The sequence below is a fragment of the Mesorhizobium sp. M7A.F.Ca.US.011.01.1.1 genome (assembly GCF_003998295.1).
Lineage (GTDB): Bacteria > Pseudomonadota > Alphaproteobacteria > Rhizobiales > Rhizobiaceae > Mesorhizobium.
In genome coordinates this window covers 1-17,627 of the sequence record NZ_RZRT01000062.1, presented here as the reverse complement: position 1 = coordinate 17,627, position 17,627 = coordinate 1, and the positions used below count along the sequence as shown (strand labels likewise).

The following is a 17,627-nucleotide window of genomic DNA, read 5'->3' as shown; positions in this document are numbered from 1 at the left end:
CGAACGCTGACAACACACCAACGTAGGAAGGCGCCAGCGTTCTTGAATGCTTCTCCGGTGGCAGAAATCGGAGACGGTCATCAAGCTGCAGTCGCTTGCACGATGAGGTTGGTCTTAGCCATTGCGCACGTCGCAACGGCGTCGCAATCCAAAAGATGATGGACTGTCGCTGCCCAGGCCGGTGTCAGCTCTCTACATCAGGACCGATTGAGCTTTGCACGACAATGCCACCCCAGTCCTCGGGCACTACATCAGCGATTGACTGCGAAAAGGTCCAATTGTGGCCGGCGAGGTCACGGCAGGAATACTGACGCTCGCCATAAGGATGGCTCGTTGGCCCGCTGAGAATAGCTGTGCCATGCCGCGCGGCTCGCCTGTGGTGCGCGTCGACGTCCTCGACGCGTACCATCACTGCGAATGGCCCACCTGCCCGCGTCAGTCCGCCAGACTTCAATTCTGTGACAACGACGGCGCCGTCTCCGAAGCCGAGCTGGGCACGGTGATTTCCGATCATCAGCCGTATTTCGAAGCCGAAGGCCTCGCAAAGCCAATGGCTGGCCGTCTCGACATCGGGATACGAAAGCACCGGTATGACCGTGCTCGAGGGCATCGAGCGGTTGTCGATCATGGTCATCTCCTATGCTGTCTTGAAAGGGGTGAAGGCTCTCGGCAAAGAGCCTTCAACTATAGGGCGACCAACATTGTTGGCGAGGACCGTTATAGGGCTGGTAGCTGTTGTCCCGGGCGCGGTAGGAGACGTAGCGCTCGTAACACCAGCGGATATGCGCTGCTTCCAATCGGACCGCCGGACTTGGCGCTACCGGTGCGACGGTCACCGCCGCGACACCGGCGGCAAAGGCGGCTGCCGGGAACCAGTAGCCATTATGGTAGCGGTAGCCTGGCCGCGCGCGGACATAGCCGCGATAGCCATTGTAGAAGTATCCGCCGCCAACGACGTAGAAGCCGCGCCGAAACCAGACCGGCGTCGGCGCTGTGGTGACCGACGCCGGGGCAGACGCCGGCGCGACCGGCAAGGCCTCGGTCGGCGAGGTGAGCACTGTGGCGCCAATCGTCAAACCGCAAAACGCTGTGATTGTCCGTTTCATCTTTTCACTCCTTTTGGATGGGGTCGAAGGTTGGGGATTACTGACGTCGAAGTGCCCGCAGTTCGGAGATCGAAAGCGCGCCGTCGCCGTTTGTGTCTGCCTGCAGCAATCGGTCGGGAACGAAGGCGGCAAACTCGTCGCGCGAAATCTTACCGTCGCCATTGCGGTCAATGCGGCTGGCTTGGGCTTGGAAGCCGGCGAATTGCGCGGCCTGGAAATCGCGCTTCGACTTCACCCGTTCCACTACCCCGCGCACTTCTTCCGCATCGAGCAGACCATTGCGGTTGGCATCGATCCAGTCGAACATCTTTGCCCGCGCGGCCTGGATTTCGCTGAATTCGAGCTTTCGGTCGCTGTTGGTATCGATGCGCCGGAAGAGGTCCCTGTCGCTGCCGTCCGCCGCACAGGCGCTTGCGGTGCAGAGCAGCACGCCGGCAAGGGCCATGACGATCTTGTTCATGTGAATCTCCGTTGAGTTGGATGGCCCGCTGCGGACCGTCCTTGCAGAGCCTTCTACGCAGCGCCTGTGGTGGTCCTACGCAAAGCCAGATGATTTTTTCGAGGTGCGGCCAGCACAGCCGCCTGTCCCGCTGCGATAGAGAATTCAAGGCCGGCAGAGAATCTTGCGCGTCGAGCGTAGGAGCGCGGCTCTCGCTGCGTATCGGTCAGCAGTTGCCCCCGCCTGACAATGAAAGGACATCACCATGAAACGCTCAGCACTCATTGCTGCCTTGCTTGTCGGACTTGTGCCGCTCCGCGCGGCGCAGGCGCAAGACATGCCGGGCCAGCGGATCCTGCAACGCATCGATGCCAATGGCGACGGCGCCATCACTAAGGATGAGATGACGGCGGCCCGCCAGCGCCTGTTCAAGCGGCTTGACCGCAATGGCGACGGCGTCATCGACGAGAAGGAGATCGAAAGCGCCCGCCAGGCGATCGAGGATCGCGCCGAGGCGGCGCAGGCGCGGCTCGGCACTCGGTGGCGCCGCTTCGACACGAATGGCGACGGCAAGGTGTCGCAACAGGAATTCGCCAGCAGCATGTTGTTCGACCTCGTTGATCGCAACGGCGACGGCAGACTTTCGGCGGACGAGATCGCAACCATTCGCAAGCTGATAGCCGAGCGTGCCAACTGATTGGCGATGATTCCCTTTACAAAACAAGGAGTACGACATGTTATCTTCAGTAAAGATTCCAGCTCTCTGTATAGGCGTGATGCTTGCCTGGTCGGCCGCTTCGCCGGCCTCGGCCGAGGAATGGCAGCGTCCGACCGCGCATGGCGGCGAGATTAGCCGCAGCGTCAGCAAGGACGGCAATGTCTACACCGGATCGACCACCCGCACTGGCCACAATGGCGGCACCTACACGTCGAGTTCCAAATGCGTGGGAGGCGTTGTTGACCGCTGCGCCCGCAGCTATTCTGGCACTGGGCCGAATGGGCAGACCTTCTCCGGCAAACGAGTGTCGGCGCGCGGCCCCTTCCATGGCCGCTCTGCCGGCAGCTTCACCGGCCCGAACGGCAACACGGTCCATGGTTTCCGTCGCTGGCGGCGCTGACATCTGGTGTGATGGATTTGAATCCGAAATTCGTTTCTGTGCTCCTCCTGATCGATGCGAATTTCGGATTCGCCGAACCAGCAGTCTCGTTCGTGGACACGCGCCGCCGTGCCACATGAAGAGCCCCGTGGCGACGATGAGCTTCTGGCGCGCATCGCCGCGGGCAGCCAAAGCGCGCTGTCCGAGCTCCTCGCCCGTCATGGCCGTGGGCTGCGGATATTTGCCGCGCGCTATCTCGGCAATGCCGGCGACGCCGAGGATGTGGTGCAGGAGGTGTTCGTGACTGTTTGGAAACAGGCCGCGCGGTTCGATCCGGCCAGAGGGCGGGCTTCGACCTGGCTCTACCGGATCACCGCCAACCGTTGCATCGACCAGCGTCGACGCAGGGCGCTACGCAGTTTCATCGGGCTGGACGTCATAAGGGACGAGGTTGCGTCGCCGGAGGCGGATGCCGAAGCAACGACCGCCGCGCGGCAGGAACTGGCGATTGTACGCGACGGGCTCTCGCGCCTGCCGGAGCGGCAGCGCATGGCGGTGCTGCTGAGGGCCGTCGGCGACCTCGACATAGCGGCGATCGCGGAGGTGATGGGCAGCAGCGTCGGCTCGGCCGAGCAATTGCTGGTGCGCGCACGACGCGCACTCAGGGATCATTTGGCAATGGCGGCTGTGAGCCGCGAAAGGAAGTCCTCATGACACGGGACGAATTCGAACGATGCAGGCGCCGCTTCGGCGATACCGTCGAGGCATGGCCAGCCCCTTTCCGCCAGCAGGCGCTGGCCTTGATGGCGGCGGAGCGGAATGACGATCCGGATGCCGCGCTCGATCGCCTCGTGCTCGAGGCGGCGCTGACCGACGGCGACGACCCGGCGCTGGCGCGCAAGGTGCTGGCCCGTATCGAAGCCGGCTCCGCACGCACATCTTTCCTGCCGCATCTGCTCTTGAGCCCGGCCGGGTTTGCGGCCTGCGCTGCTGCCGCGCTCGTGGCGGCGACGCTGGCAGGCTACCAGGTGGCGCGGCTGCAGGACGATCCTGCCGATACGGAGCTGCTGGCTCTGGCGTCGGGATCGTCGCTGGCCGACGGCGGTGTTGTCGCGGATGATCCGGCAGAGGAGGGCTCGCTTTGAAGCGTTCCTGGATATGGACGACGACGCTGGTGCTGCTTGCTCTTTCGCTGGCCGTCAACTTCTTCCTGGTCGGTTATGCCATGCATGGCCTGCACCAAGGCGCGGCGGCGCGCGTGCTGTTGTCGGAGATTGCCAGCAGTTATCCGCCCGAGGTGAGGAAGGAGTTCCGTGGCGTGCTGCGCGACAACCGCGCGCGCACCTTCCAGGCCTTGCGCGACCTGCGCACCGCCCGCGCCAGGCTGGCGGCGGCACAAACGGCCAAACCCTTTGACGAAGCGGCGGTGAAGGACGCGATGACAGCGGTGCGTAGCGCAACGACCAGCCTCCAGGCGACGATGCAGGACTTTCTCCTGATGGCGCTGAAGAATGTCAACGCCAGACCCGCTGTGGGCGGCTGAGCCGTCACGGCCCTACTGGCGGCACAATCGTCGCCGACCTATGTCGATATCCAACTGGTTTGCGAGACCTGACCACGATGATGGAACAATGCGGCACGACAGGCTTGTTCTGACTCTGCTTTGGCGCGAACTCTCGGCTGGCTCGCGCTCCATGCGCCGCCGCGACCTTGCCTGGATCGGGCTTGGTGGCGGCGCCCTTTTTGCCTACGCCATGGCCGATATCGTTGTCGCCTTGCAGGCGGGGGCCGCCACGCTGCGGCAAGCACAGGCGCTGTGGCTGCTTGGTTTGCCAGGCGTGCTTCTCATTCTTGGCGGCTTCGCTGGCAACGCGCTCGCCAGGCTTTGCATGTCGCGCGCTTTCGCGCCGTTCCTGAAAGCATTACCGCTTTCACTCATGGAGCGCCGGCGCATGGCGGCGGTGGCGGCGTGTGTGCTGGGCGTCGCCATTGCCTTCATTGTCGCAGCAGCAATGGGCCTTGGCTGTTTCGTCATCGCCAAACCGCTGGCGCCGGCCTGGGGTCTCTGTGCCGCGATGCTGTTTGGCGCCGGCTTTGGCGCGGCGGCGGTGCTGCGCCTGCGGAACGCTCGCGACCTGGTCCGCATAGACAATACCGATCCGGTGAGCGATCCGGGCGGGCGCAAGTCTTGGCTCGGCGTTTTGGATCGTTCGACGCCGGCCTGGCTCTCCAGCTGGGCCTGGGGTCTGCCCGCCGGCCATGTAAGACTTTCATGGCAGCTGGCGGGAGCAGCCATCCTGTTCGGTTTCGCTGCGGTCATTGCCGGCTCCATCAGCCTTGTCCACGATGATCCCGTGCCGGCGGCCATGGCCGGGCTGACAGGCGGCCTTCTGGTCTTCATGTTGAGCGCCCGGTTCCATCCACTCGGCTCGCCGGTGCTGCGCACCGCTCCGCTGGGTTTCGTCAGGGCCTGGCTGCGTCTGGCGCGGCTGCCCCTGCAATTGTCGGTCGCCTACTTTCTCCTACCGGCCGGTGCTGCCCTGGCGGCTGAACCGTCGGCCTGGGCGATGCCGCTCGCCAGCGGCTTCTGGCTACTGGCGCTGAACGGCGCCTATGCGGTGTTTGCCAGCTATTTCATGACCGCCCCATTCGTCGCCGCGCTGAGCTTCCTCAGCGCCATCGCCTACACCAGCTACGAGTCGCTCGAATATGGGCGCACGGTACTGATCGGTTTCGCCGCCCTTGTCCTGTTTCTGTGGCACCGGGCGCAACGGAGATATCGCCATGGATAGCAGCATCGATCCTGCCGAAATCCTCGCGGTTCGCGGGCTCAGCGCCGGCTATGGGAGTCGCGCGGTCATCAGCGGCATCGATCTGTCGCTGGAAGCGGGCGACGTGCTTGGCCTGCTTGGCGCCAACGGCTCGGGCAAGTCCACCTTGCTAAGGGCGATCACGGGCCAGATCCGGCCGCTCGAAGGGACCGTGGCGATCGACGGCGCCGACCTTGCCAGGGCACCGGAACGCGCCAAGTCCGGCTTCGGCCTTGCCGTGGATCCATCCGACCTGCCGGCGGCGCTGAGCGGGCGGCAATACCTCCAACTCGTCGCCTCGATCCGAGGCTGCGCCGAAGACGACTGGCCAGGCGTCAATGTCGCCGAACGGCTAGGGCTCAAGCGCTGGATCGACCGGTCGATCGCCGAGTATTCACTCGGCACGCGGGCCAAGATCGCCATTGCCGCGGCTCTGCTCGGTGCGCCGCCGCTGCTGATCCTCGACGAGTCCCTGAACGGCCTCGATCCGCTTGCCGCCTTCGAAGTGAAACACATCATCCTGTCTTTGGCTTCGAGTGGCGGCCATGCCGTCATCGTTTCCACTCACGTGGTGGAATCCGTGCCGGACCTGTGCAATCGCGCCATCCTTCTGGCCGAGGGCAGCATTGCCCGGGAATGGGATGTCCGGCAGATGGCTGAGGCCAGCCACGCACCTGGGGCCTTTGAGTTCAATATTATGCAGGTGCTTTCGGAATCTATGAGCTGGCGAAGGAGGTAAGCGGCCTATTTTACCGCGAGGGAATGGCTTTCGGGTGACGTCTGCTTTGAGTATTGGCAAATGCATCCCGAACTACCGGAATGCGGCGCGTTGCGGACCGACAGTTCTGGGGCCGGTTTTACGGACAGCCTTTGGACGGTCAGCGCGCGAAAGCTGCCTTGATCGGCTGGTTCCCAGCTTTGGACATCGGGTAGCACGTGGCCTGGTCAGAGAGCGGCCGTCTACGACGCTGGGGTGGCCGTTTTCCGTAACGGACGTTAAGGCCGCAGGCCGCGAGTGGTTCGGTCGCGGCGCCGTCCACACGGGGAGCGCCTAGCGACGCAGGCGCTTCCTTGCACGTTCAAGGATCTCCTCCGATAGGGGCGTCCCCGATGCGATTCGGGCCAAGGTCATGGCGCCGATCATGGTGGCGTAGTCCACCATGGCTTCGCCGCGGGCCTCCTCAGAAAATCGATCTTCGGCCAGCGCGTCGATCATCTCTTCGACGACAGCCGCCGCCGCCGCCCGCGTCTTACCTGAGGACCGGGCAGCCTCGCTCCCCAACGCCGCCATTGGGCAGGTAGGCGTACCCGCATCGCGATGCTCGGCTGACAGGTAGCTGTCCAACGCAGCGTTCCGCCCCTTTTCTGCCCGAACCTTACCGAGCATGCCCGCAGATGCGTTGCCCGCAGCGACGAGCGCCTCGGCTATCAGCTGCTCCCTGTTGCGAAAATGCTTGTAGAAGCCGCCGTGGGTAAGGCCGGCGGCAGCCATAACGTCCGAAAGGCTAGCCTCGGCGATGCCCGTGCGCCGGACGTAGTCTGCGGCCGCCGCGACGATGGCGCGCCGGGTTTCAGCGGCTTCCTTGTTTGACTTCCTCAACGACGCTTCCTCGCTACCGCTCACGAACGAGCCTTGACAGGTTAGATGTTATATGACATCCAAATAGATGTCACGCAACATCTAACTGATCTCTAATGAGAGGAGAGGCCTCATGCTGAACCAGCAAACCAGAGCCATCGGTGCCAATGTGCCAGAAGCGGTAGAACTCACACGGCTGGGCGTGTCGGGCGCGGCGGAAGCCATTCGCCAGGGCGAGGTCAGCGCCGAAAACTATGTTTCTGCCCTTCTCGCCAATGCGCGGCGGAACGAGGGCCTGAGAGCGTTCATTACACTGGACGAGCCCGGGGCTCTCTCCGCAGCCCGCGAAGCCGACAAGGCCCGCGCCAGGGGGCTGAACGCGCCGCTGCTCGGTGTTCCCTTCGGCGTCAAGGACAGCTATCTCACGGCCGGCTTGCGCACGACGCTGGGTGTCGGTGCGCTCAGAGACTTCCAGCCAACTGAGGACGCGGACGCCGTTGCGACGCTGAAGAGGGCGGGCGCGATCGTGCTTGGGAAGACCAACCTGGTCGAACCTTCCTATGGCTTGACTGGCGAAAACGGCCCTTACGGCCAGGTCGGAAACCCGCATGCGCCCGACTATGTAACAGGGGGTTCGTCGAGCGGTTCGGCGGCGGCGGTCGCCGCCGGCCTCACACCGGCGACGCTGGGCGGGGACACGATCGGGTCAATCCGCGTCCCTGCCTCCCTATGCGGCGTCGTGGGGTTCAAGCCCACAACCCGACGCTGGCCGCGCGCAGGCGTCGCGCCGATCTCTCACACACTCGATACGACGGGGGTCTTCGCTCGCAGCGTCGATGATTGCGTTCTGATCGATCAGGTCGTCACCGGTGCGCCGGCGGCGGAGCTGGACTCCCGCGCCGATCTCAAGGGAATGCGTTTCGCCTTTGCACCGCGCCAGTACCTGAACCCGGTTGACCCCGAGATCGAGGCGCAATTCCGCAACACGCTCCTGCGCCTCGCCGAGGCGGGGGCCGAAATCGTCGAGATCGATCTCGGCGAGGACTTCCAGGCGCTGGCCCTGCGGACCACGTGGAGCCTCTTCTTCCGTGAGACCAAGGCCTCGCTCAGCGAGTTCCTGGAGCGACACGCGATCCCCGTCGCCTTCGAGGATCTGCACGTGGGTCTGCGCGCAGGCGTCAAGGACGCCTGGGACCACTTCGTCATACCCGGCGCGCCGGGCTACTTGAGTGAGCAGGCTTATCACGCCCTGGCTGCCGACCGCCTGGCGGTGAAGGAACGCATGAGCGAGATTTTCACGCGGCATGGTGCCCACGCGCTGATCTTCCCGACGACGCCCTGCACGGCGCCGAGGGTTGAGAGCCAGATGCAATTCACCGTGGGCGGCCATGAGGTTGATTTCCGGGTATTGGCGAACAACACCATTCCCGCCAGCGCAGCTGGACTACCCGGAGTCAGTCTGCCGATCGGCCTCGACAGTCACGACCTCCCGATCGGCCTCAAGCTCGACGGGCCGGAAAGCGGGGATCGCGCGCTCCTCGGTCTCGCGGCGCGCGTGGAGAAGGTCCTCAGGGCTAGGCAATAACCTTCTAATCGCTCTCGAAATCCCGCCCCTCATCATTTGGAGAACAGCCAATGGCCACCCCCACGGTCGAGACACGACCATTCACAAACGAGCACGTCACCATCCGATCCGCCAATCCCTTCACCGAGACGAAGGCCAGGCTTGAGAACCTCGTCCCGCGGATCGATGATGGGATATTCACACTGCTGCGATACGGGGAGGCCGAGCGCGCTTTGCGCGAGCTCGAAGCTTCGGCGAAACTGTCGATTTTCGGCTTCCGGGATCATGGCGCGCTGCTGGCGATCGCAGGCCAGAAGCGGCGCTCCATCCAGTATGACATTGGCAACCCGTTGACGGCCTCGAAGATGACCCGCCACCAGCTTTCCGCCGGGATTTACGCACCCATCCGCGTCCTGTTGCGGGAGGACGGAGAAGGCTCGGCGTTCGAGTACGACCGGCCGGCTGCCGTTTTCCGCCAGTTCGGCGACCCGCTGGTGGACGCCGTCGCACAGCGTCTCGACCAGGACCTGCAAGCCGTGCTGCAAAATGCGGCGGCCTCAGGTTCTGAAGACGCACAGCCGCACGTCGAAGGAAGGGCCTCGTGATGCCGAAACAACAGCGCCCCGTCATTCTGATCAACACCTTCCGGTTAAAGGCGGAAGATCCGGCCGAATTGATAGCTCTGCTAACCAAAGTCACAGAAGAGTCGGTCGCGACGGCCCCTGGCTTCGAAGGCGCGACACTGCATCTGAGCCTGGATGGCGAGCGGGTTGTGATGTATGCCCGCTGGCGAAGCCTCGTGGAATATCACGCGATGCGCGCAGGCAGCAGCTCTATGAGCACGCTTCGAGAGATCATGGAGACTGCGATCTTCGAGCCCGGCGTGTTCGAGGTCGTACGTGAGTTTCGGCCACCGCACGTCTGACTTCGCGGCCGGGCTTGTTCGTTTAATCTCAACTGAAAACTCCTCCGGATGCGCCCGAACGCTACGTTCTCGCCCTGCAACGACTGTCTCCGACCGAGTTCATGGGTGACGCTTCATTGCGGGGGCGAACGTCGGTGTAGCCGACATCTGGTGCAAAGCCGTCGCCGGTAATGGAACGCGTTCCCGTGCTCATCTGCCAACGGCGTTCTCAGCTCAAATCTATGAGGCTGCTTATGACGCACCGTTTCCACAGAGTGGACTGACTGGAATGTCCCGAAGCCAGCCATCCCTGAGCGACCGCTTGCCCGGAGGAACGAACGGCCGCTTTTGGGATCGATGCCGGTGAGGCCGAACGGCCGATAGGGGCGCATAGCGTTCGCGGCCCCACTCGGGAATGGAGCCGCTACTTGTCAAACCTCTGTTAACTCGGCGAGTTCAAGGGCATCTTCAACGTCCACACCGAGATAGCGGACCGTGTTCTCGATCTTGGTCGGCCAAGCAGGATCTGGATGGCTCGCAGGTTTCCGGTCGCCTTGTAGATGATGGATGCCTTGATACGGCGCAGCGAATGCGTGCCGTATTCCTGAGGTCGAAGCCCGATCGCCGCGACCCATTGTCGACGAGACGGGCATACTGTCTCGTGCTCAGGTGAGCTGCAAGGTCGATCCTGCTGGAGAACGCATAAAATCATCAATGGTACCGCCGCGTCGTTCCAACCACGCGAGGAGGCTTGTGCGCGCGTCGCTCATCAGCTCGAACTGCACCGGTCGGCCGGTCTTCTGTTGCACGACCATAGAGCGCGTTCGGATTTCCGGGCCGGCAACGATAGTACCAATCTTGATCTTCACGAGATCGCACCCGCGCAACCTGCTGTCAATCGCCAGGTCAAAGAGCGCTCGATCGCGCAGACGGTGCTCCCGATCGACGAGAATCGGATGGCCCATATCTGTCGAGGTTTCAGAGGGCGTTTAGTGCCAACCTTCTTGCCCGCATTCCATGCGCGGCGATCGTCGGCAGCTAGGTCATAATGTGAACGTCCCATTTCGCTTCTCCTTTGGCCATGATTGGCCGGCCGAGAAACGCGGTGCTGGCAAAGCCGGGGCCGCAAGCAGACTTACCGCTTTCAGCGATTAGAGATCCATGCAGACACTTCGGGGCCGTCTCCGGACTGGCCGGTTTCGGTCCGCACTCGCGAAAAGCTAGCATTTGGCTCGCGCTCCCTGGAGCCCGCCCGCATCGACAAAACAGGCCTGGATGTGTTTGCCTGACCGATTGATGCGCAGGAACTTGCAAGGGTTTTAGCCGCAACGTTCCCGTGACGTTTCTGTAGGCGGCGGCGACGATCCCGAGAATTTTAGGACGCGGCGGTTGGCTGCTAGTCAGCGCCAAATCGCCGTTGTGAAATATTTCAATGGAGCGATTTCGGCGCACAGGAGTTGAGGACCGTGACTATCAGTTGTAGGTAGAATCCGATGTCGCTGCCTATAGGTGTTTTCGAAGACGACTTCTAATCCCCATAGACATCGCGGACTCTCTCCGGAGCGAAGGATTTCTGGTTTTCGAGGCCGCCAATGCCGACGAAGCCATCGCCATACCCGAATCAGGTGTGATGATCGAAACGATGTTCACCGACGTCGACATGCCGGGCAGTATGGATAGCCTGAGACTATCGGCCGCTGTTGGCGATCGATGGCCGCCCATCAAGATCGTAGCAACGTCGGGGCATCGCGTCTTGGCGGCAGCGGATCTCCCGGAAGGGAGCGCGTTCTTCGGCAAGCCATACGACCACGCAGCGGTAGCAACCTGCCTGCGAGGCCTCTTGTCGTTCTGATGGCGATGACGGAAGGCCAACCTCAATGAACGGTTTAGGCCACCGAGGTCACTGAAAGACTATTGCGCAAGGCGATCAGGCTGGACTTTCAGCGTGACAACAAGACCATCCTTTGCCCAGTCGTAGAGAATCGAGCCGCGCAGATGACCAGTTACGCTGCGTTCTACCAATTTGCTTCCATATCCTGGAGCAGCGGTCGGCGCCTCGACGGGAGGCCCGCCGCTCTCTGTCCAGACGATCGAGACAGCATCACTTTGCGCCGAACACGAAACATCCAACGTCCCAGTCTCGGTCGACAGAGCGCCGTATTTAAGGGAATTGGTTGCAAGTTCATGGATAATAAGTGCGAGGATTGTTGTTGAAGATTCACCAACGCTCATCCTGGGCACCGCAACCCGAATGCGACCGCTGAAAGCGCCCAGATCATCATACGGCGCCAGAAGTACTGTCAAAAGATCGCCTAGCAGCGCCGAAGCGGCCTCGGTTTGACCCGGCACGGGCCTGACCAGATCGTGGGCGCGGCCCAAGGCTGTCAGCCTCTGTGTCAACTCGCGTGCCATGTCGTTGGTCGTGGTCGTCGAACGGGAGGTGATAGCGGTAAGGCCGGAGGCGATGGTCAGCAGGTTCTTGACACGGTGGCTCATTTCGCCGGCCAGAAGCTCCCGACCTTCCTCCGCCTGTTTTCTCCCCGTGACATCAATGAAAATGCCGAACATCAGCCGCTGGACCATCCCTTCATCGTCGCCTTGCCCCCGGGCCGAGATCCATTTTAGCTCGTCTCCAATCATGATCCGGAAATCGATCTCGTAGGGGCCTACAATTGCCCGCGTCGCGTTGAAAGCGGCTCGCACACGGTCGCGGTCGGCAGGATGGATGTGCGCGGATAGGTCTTCAAATTTGACGTCCGTGGCACGTGATATGCCCCACAGGTCATAGGCCCGATCATCCATGGCCAACGCATCGCTGTCCACGTTCCACGACCATAGGGTGACGCCTGCGGCCTCGATGGCACGGATCAGGTTCCTGGGCTCCCATAGAAGTGGTTTCAGATGTTCCGCTGTGGTTTTCATGGACGCTCGCAAGATCGCAAGGGAGGTTTTGACGAATGGCCAAAAGGGATCTCAGATCCAGTTATTCCAGGTCTGAGAAAAAGTCGCAGATCAGATCGGCAAGTTTGGTTGCCTCAAAATCCGTCATGTGAGCGGCTGTTTGCACGGCGGCCGTTTCGAGATCGTCCTGATCGACCGCCAAAAGATCAAGAATTCGGGCAAATCTGATTTTGAGTTCATGCGCGCCTTCGAATTCATCGATCGTGACCTGAAGAATCCTTGGTGTAGCATCAATCAATCGGGTTTGGATGCTGTCAGGCGACGATGCAAGGATACGTATAGCCGCGAAAAACTGTTCGCGCGCATTGGTGTGTATTTCGTCCATGGGGTACCTTCTTCGCTGCAGGCACGCCCTGGACGCGGGGCGTGAAGCGCGACGTTTAAGAGCGAGAGATAGGGCGTGCTGTTGCGGCACCGCAATGGTCGCTGAGACTGGATCGCGGGGATGGTTTCGGACCCTCCACGTTAGGAGGGCAACCCCGAGTACCATAGTTCTCCACAATTACCCAGCCCTCTGGAACGCGCACGTGTCCCCGACGCACGTGCTTTGGTTGAATCTTCAGCTTAGCTTTTATCGTCGCTCGCCTGCTCACAAAGTCTTCAGGTTAGGAAGCTTGCGACGAGTCATTGGCTCGTTGTCCATTCGTCAGGATACTTGCTGATGCTTTCGCTTCTGGCTTAGGATGAAGGCTTGCATTACGCTCTCGGGAACGACACAACACGTTTGATCTGCTTTTGTTCCGCATGGTCGACATGTATGGGGTTGAAGAGGATGGGGTGTTCGCGGATGCAAGATTACTGGTGCTGGAACAATCCGACAAAATTGCTTAGCTTTCGCTCGCGGTCGCCAACGATGAACCGACCGCCAATTGCGCGAGAATCTAAAGACCCTCCGCACCCGCAGTTTACCTCAACACTGAGGACACAATCCCCATGAAAGCAATCGTAGCGACGGACCAGGCTGCAGGGATGTCCGGGATGAAGTTGGTGGAGCGGTCCGAGCCGCAGCCGGCAATAAACGACGTCGTCGTACAAGTTCATGCGGCAGGATTCGTCAACACCGAACTGGATTGGCCCTCGACGTGGGCCGACCGGGCCTTTTGTGACCGGACCTCTTCAATTCTCGGGCACGAGCTGGCCGGTGTGGTCACTAAGCTCGGCTACGGCACCACAGGGCTTTCTATCGGCCAGCGGGTGTTCGGCCTCGCGGACTGGCATCGCGACGGCACCCTTGCTGAGTATGTTGCCATGGAGGCCCGCAATCTCGCGCCCCTGCCCGGCGACGTCGACTTCACGGTGGGCGCGAGCCTGCCGATCTCCGGCCTGACCGCTTGGCAGGGGCTGTTCCAGCATGGCCGTCTTCAGGCGGGGCAGAGCGTCCTCGCGCACGGCGCGGCCGGAGCCGTCGGTTCGATGGTGGCGCAGCTTGCAAGGGAGGCTGGAGCCTATGTCATCGGCACCGGGCGCGCCGCCGACCGCCAGAAGGCGCTCAACTTCGGTGCAAATGAATTTGTCGACCTCGCAAATGACACCCTTGAAGATGTAGGCGGCGTCGATCTGGTGTTCGATGTCATTGGCGGCGATCTCCAGAAGCGGTCTGCAACGCTCGTCCGGCCCAGAGGTACCCTTGTGACGGTCGTCGGACCAACGGACAATCGACCTGCTGATGGCCTGACAGTTGATTTCGTCGTCGAGGCTGATCGGGCTCAGCTTTCTGAGATAGTGCAGCGGATCCGGGATGGACGACTGCGGACGAACATCGGCAAGGTTTCGAGCTTGGATGATGCCGTCGCTACCTTCAACTCCACCGAGCGACGCGCGGGAAAGACGGTTGTCCGCGTTCGTACGTGAGAACCTGGGAGCGACGACGGGTTCTCTCTGTTGTGGTCGCGTTTAGGCAGCTGAAACGGTGAGGCGCAAAGCGCCGTTCACCAGAAGTCATGCCCCGCCCATAAGCGCGCATGGCAGCAGCGTCTCTGATTTCAAAGCGGTAATTTACTCTTAAGCCCCATCCGGTAAGAACCTGTATGGACGAGATTTCTGAGAAGCTTTTCCATCTCTCCGACAACACACCGGTGTTGATAGCAGCCTATGACGGCTTCGACCGCCTCCGTTACGCAAATGGAGCATTTCGTTCAGCGTTTTTCCTCGACGAGGGTGAGACGCCGCTTTGGTCAGATCTGATGCGCCGCAACTTCAAAGCGAGTATAGGGACAGTTGTTCGCGATCCCGATTTCGAAACATGGCTGATTTCGACGCAATCGCGGCGCGGCAAGACAGGCTTTAGAGAGTTCGAGACGGACCTTGCTGACGGGCGTTGGCTATGGATGACGGAAACGATCCAAAACGACGGCTGGATGCTTTGCATCGCCAACGATATCACCAGGTTGCGGTCCCATGGGCGGTCAGTCCGACAAGACCGCGACAGGGCTATAAAAGCATCCTACACCGACGACCTGACCGGCGTTGCCAATCGCCGTTTTGTGAACGCGCGTATGGAAGAAATGGTCCAGAGACTGGACGTTCTGGGCTGCGTCTGCCTGCTCGACCTCGACAACTTCAAATACATTAACGACAGGTTCGGGCATCACTCGGGTGACATCATTCTGCGCGACTTCGCGGTGCGGATTCAACGTCAGGTGCGACGGTCTGACTGTTTCGGTCGCGTGGGCGGAGAGGAATTCGTGTTGGTCTTACCCGCCACCTCAACGTCAGAGGCAGAACTGATTGTGGAAAGGATGCTCGCGGCCATTCGCAAATCGAGGCCGCTTAGGCAAAAAGCGGATTTCGGGTACACTTTTTCTGCGGGTATTGCGTTGGCCATATCTGGCGACGTCGTCGCTGATGTGCTGTCGCGCGCCGACACGGCTTTGTATTCCGCGAAGATCGCGGGGCGCAACCGCATCCATTTGGCGGCTTAAACTAATTGAACGTCTGCAGGCCGAGGAGCGTAGAGACTTCCCCGTCCGCAACGGGGGTGGTTTGCGCAATGGTTCCGTACAATTTTAATCGCTTCGGCCAAGTGCCCACATTGAGATTGGCTAATATACGGCACGTTCAAAGCACAATAATGTTAAGCTAGACCTTTGCGCGCTCATGCAAGACATTGATCCTGTCATTGTCTAGCGCAAGAAGAGCGTATACGGACCGCGTTACGCCTTGGCCTTTCGCCTTGTTGGCGCTTTCTTCGGTGGCGTTTTCGCAACTGCCTTGCGGCCAAGGCCGGAAGACTTAGCGAGCTCCGACCGTTGAGCCGCGTAGCTCGGCGCCACCATCGGATAGTCTCGTGCGAGGCCCCACTTGACTCTGTACTCGTCGGGTGTCATTCCCAGCAAACCAAGGTGGCGCTTCATAGACTTGAACTTGCGTCCGTCCTCAAGGCTGACGATGTAATCGCGAAACACCGACTTCTTTGGATTAACTGCCGGAACAAGCGCGGGCGGCAGCGCTTCCACCGGCTGACTCAATCCCGACAAGGCAGAATTCACACTGGCGATCAACTCGGGGAGACCGGCCGCCGGGATCGCGTTCTTCTGAACATACGCCGCCACTATGTCGGCAGTGAGCTGCAATAACTGGACCTGCTGAGCTTCAGCGTCATTCTGCATGGTTCAAGGCTTTCCCATCTGATGTGCCTCTGTCTCTATTAAGGAGGTGCACAAAGTGCAACGGCCCGCGGATAATGAATGGATCTCACGCGAAGAAACTTGTCCATTTTGTAAGGCCAATGGGCACCTCGCGTGACCTAAGTAGCCCCGTACTTCCGTGCCGTAGTGGCGCTATGCCCGATGCGTTTGGTGGGCCGCTCAAATTTTCTGCAGAGTCGAGTACACGACTATCATAGTTAATTGTGGCTGCCGGTGACCTTGCGTAACCAGAAGCTCACAGTAGCTTTCCCGCGGAGGATGGTATGTTATATCCAGGTCGGCTTTTGGAGCCGAGCGATATTGTGGTGCTTGCCCACGTTTGTCAGACGGTCTGCACAGAGCGCGGTGTACGTGTCGCTTCGCAGGACGGAGAGCGCATAGCTGCACACGTACTCAGACTGTTTATGAACGGCTTGACTGGAGAGAATGAACTGCTCGATGCTGAGCGGAATTGGACAGAGTGACCTGTCGTCCCAGGAGCTTCCCGTCAACGACGCAGAAATGAGAGATGCCGCCTGATCCGTTTGATTGTTGCAGCCGAACCCCGTCACCTGCGATAGGTCGGGTGATCGGGAACAAACCTTATTTTTGAGAGTTTGTGGAGCCGTTTCAGCGGGCGACTAACCGAAATGCTTCTTGCCGTGAATAGTGCAATCTCGACGGCCGTTTCGGCTGGCAGGGGTGCCAATGCGGAAGTGTTTGGTGTGGTCGACCTCACCACTAAAGCTGAGGCAAAAATCGGTCCCGTCACCTTGGGTATGGCTATTCAGTTCGTGGCCAACGCTTCGGTGCTTGGATACGATGTTCGCGGAGCCATGATCTTCTATGGGGAACCGGGCACCCCGAGTCTAAGGGCAAGAGAGTGCGAACGCTTGTGGGCGCAGTTTGGCGGCGCACTTCTGCGCCCGTAATCCCCACGATCTTTCGGATTGCATCTTAGAATGGGAGCATCATTCTCCATCCGGGGTAAATGTTTGGCAGATCACCGGCACGACGGTCGATCCGACTAGTGGCGCAGGCTCTCACCGGGCCGAACAAACCGCTAGGAGAAACGAAATGGCCGACCCTCCGCGCCTGTGCTGGCACGATCAAGAGCGCCCAGCAATGCCCTCAAGGGCAAGGCGCAGATCTAAGTGATTGGCGCCCTTCAGAACCTGCTTTGTACGTTTCCGGCCCTTGCCTTTTTCGGAAAGTGCACCACAGAATGGGCCATTGAGGTTCTGTCTCTCTGGGAGGATGGGATGGACATTCAAGCACCTGTTCGGCCTGGGCAGCTAACGGCCAAGGAGCTGGTTCGCGAGGCCCTGTCGGGCTCTCAACCGGGCGACATAATTTCCGTGAAGGCGATCATTGCATTGGTACGCGAGCGCGGCCGTGGCCTTCGGGAAACCGACTGCCAACTAGTCGAAATGATCGTTAATACAGCCTCCATTTGGCAGCTTTTCGTCGCGTTCGACGTGCGCGAACCCTGATGCCCCTTCGTTGGTTCAACCCGCCCGTCTACGTCAAAACCGACCGAC

The 17,627-nt window shown here is 60.9% G+C and carries 21 protein-coding genes and 1 pseudogene; 14 read left to right on the top strand and 8 right to left on the bottom strand.

Annotation, left to right across the window (positions count from 1 at the left end; all coding sequences use genetic code 11):
• Positions 1–184: 184 nt before the first annotated feature.
• Genes EOA13_RS31300 through EOA13_RS31290 form a run of 3 tightly spaced genes read right to left on the bottom strand, consistent with a single transcriptional unit; the run spans position 185 to position 1,566 of the window.
• Positions 185–628 carry a VOC family protein gene (locus EOA13_RS31300; protein ID WP_127297263.1) on the bottom strand — a complete coding sequence of 148 codons (444 nt, stop codon included), beginning with the start codon at positions 626–628 and terminating at the stop codon, positions 185–187.
• A 52-nt stretch (positions 629–680) separates the two neighbouring features.
• On the bottom strand, positions 681–1,106 hold the full coding sequence (locus tag EOA13_RS31295; protein WP_127297262.1) for a BA14K family protein: 426 nt from the start codon (positions 1,104–1,106) through the stop codon (positions 681–683).
• A 37-nt stretch (positions 1,107–1,143) separates the two neighbouring features.
• Entirely contained in the window at positions 1,144–1,566 is a 423-nt protein-coding gene (locus EOA13_RS31290; protein WP_127297261.1) for an EF-hand domain-containing protein, read from the bottom strand.
• 244 nt (positions 1,567–1,810) lie between these two features.
• Here EOA13_RS31290 and EOA13_RS31285 point away from each other — a divergent pair, with 244 nt between their 5' ends.
• From EOA13_RS31285 to EOA13_RS31255, 7 genes are all read left to right on the top strand, one after another.
• Entirely contained in the window at positions 1,811–2,242 is a 432-nt protein-coding gene (locus EOA13_RS31285) for an EF-hand domain-containing protein (protein ID WP_127297260.1), read from the top strand.
• 37 nt (positions 2,243–2,279) lie between these two features.
• Complete coding sequence (locus EOA13_RS31280) at positions 2,280–2,663, top strand: hypothetical protein (protein WP_127297259.1); 384 nt, start codon at positions 2,280–2,282, stop codon at positions 2,661–2,663.
• A gap of 108 nt (positions 2,664–2,771) precedes the next feature.
• Positions 2,772–3,356, top strand: coding sequence for a sigma-70 family RNA polymerase sigma factor (locus EOA13_RS31275; RefSeq protein WP_245490535.1), 585 nt, complete (start codon positions 2,772–2,774; stop codon positions 3,354–3,356).
• Entirely contained in the window at positions 3,353–3,787 is a 435-nt protein-coding gene (locus tag EOA13_RS31270) for a hypothetical protein (RefSeq protein ID WP_127297257.1), read from the top strand. Before EOA13_RS31275 ends, EOA13_RS31270 begins: the two co-directional genes overlap by 4 nt.
• Positions 3,784–4,185, top strand: a complete 402-nt coding sequence (locus EOA13_RS31265) for a periplasmic heavy metal sensor (RefSeq protein WP_127297256.1) — start codon at positions 3,784–3,786, stop codon at positions 4,183–4,185. The genes EOA13_RS31270 and EOA13_RS31265 overlap by 4 nt, the downstream gene beginning before the upstream one ends.
• A gap of 88 nt (positions 4,186–4,273) precedes the next feature.
• The gene (locus EOA13_RS31260) at positions 4,274–5,434 is read left to right on the top strand and encodes a hypothetical protein (protein WP_127297255.1); all 1,161 of its coding nucleotides are present in this window, start codon (positions 4,274–4,276) and stop codon (positions 5,432–5,434) included.
• A complete protein-coding gene (locus EOA13_RS31255; RefSeq protein ID WP_127297254.1) occupies positions 5,427–6,191 on the top strand; it encodes an ABC transporter ATP-binding protein in 765 nt (254 codons plus the stop codon). The genes EOA13_RS31260 and EOA13_RS31255 overlap by 8 nt, the downstream gene beginning before the upstream one ends.
• Positions 6,192–6,503: 312 nt before the next feature.
• Here the strand turns inward: EOA13_RS31255 and EOA13_RS31250 are convergent, their stop codons facing one another.
• A complete protein-coding gene (locus EOA13_RS31250; protein WP_164780452.1) occupies positions 6,504–7,052 on the bottom strand; it encodes a TetR family transcriptional regulator in 549 nt (182 codons plus the stop codon).
• Between the two features lie 112 nt (positions 7,053–7,164).
• Between EOA13_RS31250 and EOA13_RS31245 the strand changes: the two genes are divergently transcribed.
• Genes EOA13_RS31245 through EOA13_RS31235 form a run of 3 tightly spaced genes read left to right on the top strand, consistent with a single transcriptional unit; the run spans position 7,165 to position 9,520 of the window.
• Positions 7,165–8,616, top strand: a complete 1,452-nt coding sequence (locus tag EOA13_RS31245) for an amidase family protein (protein WP_127297252.1) — start codon at positions 7,165–7,167, stop codon at positions 8,614–8,616.
• Positions 8,617–8,666: 50 nt separating this feature from the next.
• Positions 8,667–9,200: a DUF302 domain-containing protein gene (locus EOA13_RS31240; protein WP_127297251.1), complete on the top strand. Its 534-nt coding sequence runs from the start codon at positions 8,667–8,669 to the stop codon at positions 9,198–9,200.
• Positions 9,200–9,520 carry an antibiotic biosynthesis monooxygenase family protein gene (locus EOA13_RS31235; RefSeq protein WP_127297250.1) on the top strand — a complete coding sequence of 107 codons (321 nt, stop codon included), beginning with the start codon at positions 9,200–9,202 and terminating at the stop codon, positions 9,518–9,520. Before EOA13_RS31240 ends, EOA13_RS31235 begins: the two co-directional genes overlap by 1 nt.
• A 410-nt stretch (positions 9,521–9,930) precedes the next feature.
• On the opposite strand, the pseudogene EOA13_RS39045 reads toward EOA13_RS31235, so the two are convergent.
• The 3 genes and pseudogenes from EOA13_RS39045 to EOA13_RS31215 all read right to left on the bottom strand — a co-directional run bounded on the left by EOA13_RS39045 (position 9,931) and on the right by EOA13_RS31215 (position 12,785).
• Positions 9,931–10,562 (bottom strand): annotated as a pseudogene (locus tag EOA13_RS39045) (tyrosine-type recombinase/integrase).
• A gap of 848 nt (positions 10,563–11,410) precedes the next feature.
• Positions 11,411–12,421, bottom strand: a complete 1,011-nt coding sequence (locus EOA13_RS31220) for a sensor histidine kinase (protein ID WP_127297249.1) — start codon at positions 12,419–12,421, stop codon at positions 11,411–11,413.
• Between the two features lie 61 nt (positions 12,422–12,482).
• Entirely contained in the window at positions 12,483–12,785 is a 303-nt protein-coding gene (locus EOA13_RS31215; RefSeq protein ID WP_127297248.1) for a hypothetical protein, read from the bottom strand.
• 608 nt (positions 12,786–13,393) lie between these two features.
• Between EOA13_RS31215 and EOA13_RS31210 the strand changes: the two genes are divergently transcribed.
• Both EOA13_RS31210 and EOA13_RS31205 read left to right on the top strand, forming a co-directional pair.
• Entirely contained in the window at positions 13,394–14,311 is a 918-nt protein-coding gene (locus EOA13_RS31210; protein ID WP_127297247.1) for an NADP-dependent oxidoreductase, read from the top strand.
• 176 nt (positions 14,312–14,487) lie between these two features.
• On the top strand, positions 14,488–15,381 hold the full coding sequence (locus EOA13_RS31205) for a GGDEF domain-containing protein (RefSeq protein WP_127297246.1): 894 nt from the start codon (positions 14,488–14,490) through the stop codon (positions 15,379–15,381).
• Positions 15,382–15,612: 231 nt separating this feature from the next.
• Here EOA13_RS31205 and EOA13_RS31200 read toward each other — a convergent pair whose 3' ends face one another.
• A complete protein-coding gene (locus EOA13_RS31200) occupies positions 15,613–16,068 on the bottom strand; it encodes a MucR family transcriptional regulator (protein ID WP_127297245.1) in 456 nt (151 codons plus the stop codon).
• A gap of 668 nt (positions 16,069–16,736) precedes the next feature.
• Between EOA13_RS31200 and EOA13_RS31190 the strand changes: the two genes are divergently transcribed.
• Both EOA13_RS31190 and EOA13_RS31185 read left to right on the top strand, forming a co-directional pair.
• On the top strand, positions 16,737–17,018 hold the full coding sequence (locus EOA13_RS31190; RefSeq protein ID WP_127297244.1) for a hypothetical protein: 282 nt from the start codon (positions 16,737–16,739) through the stop codon (positions 17,016–17,018).
• Between the two features lie 330 nt (positions 17,019–17,348).
• Positions 17,349–17,579 carry a hypothetical protein gene (locus EOA13_RS31185; RefSeq protein ID WP_127297243.1) on the top strand — a complete coding sequence of 77 codons (231 nt, stop codon included), beginning with the start codon at positions 17,349–17,351 and terminating at the stop codon, positions 17,577–17,579.
• The last annotated feature ends 48 nt before the right edge of the window (positions 17,580–17,627 follow it).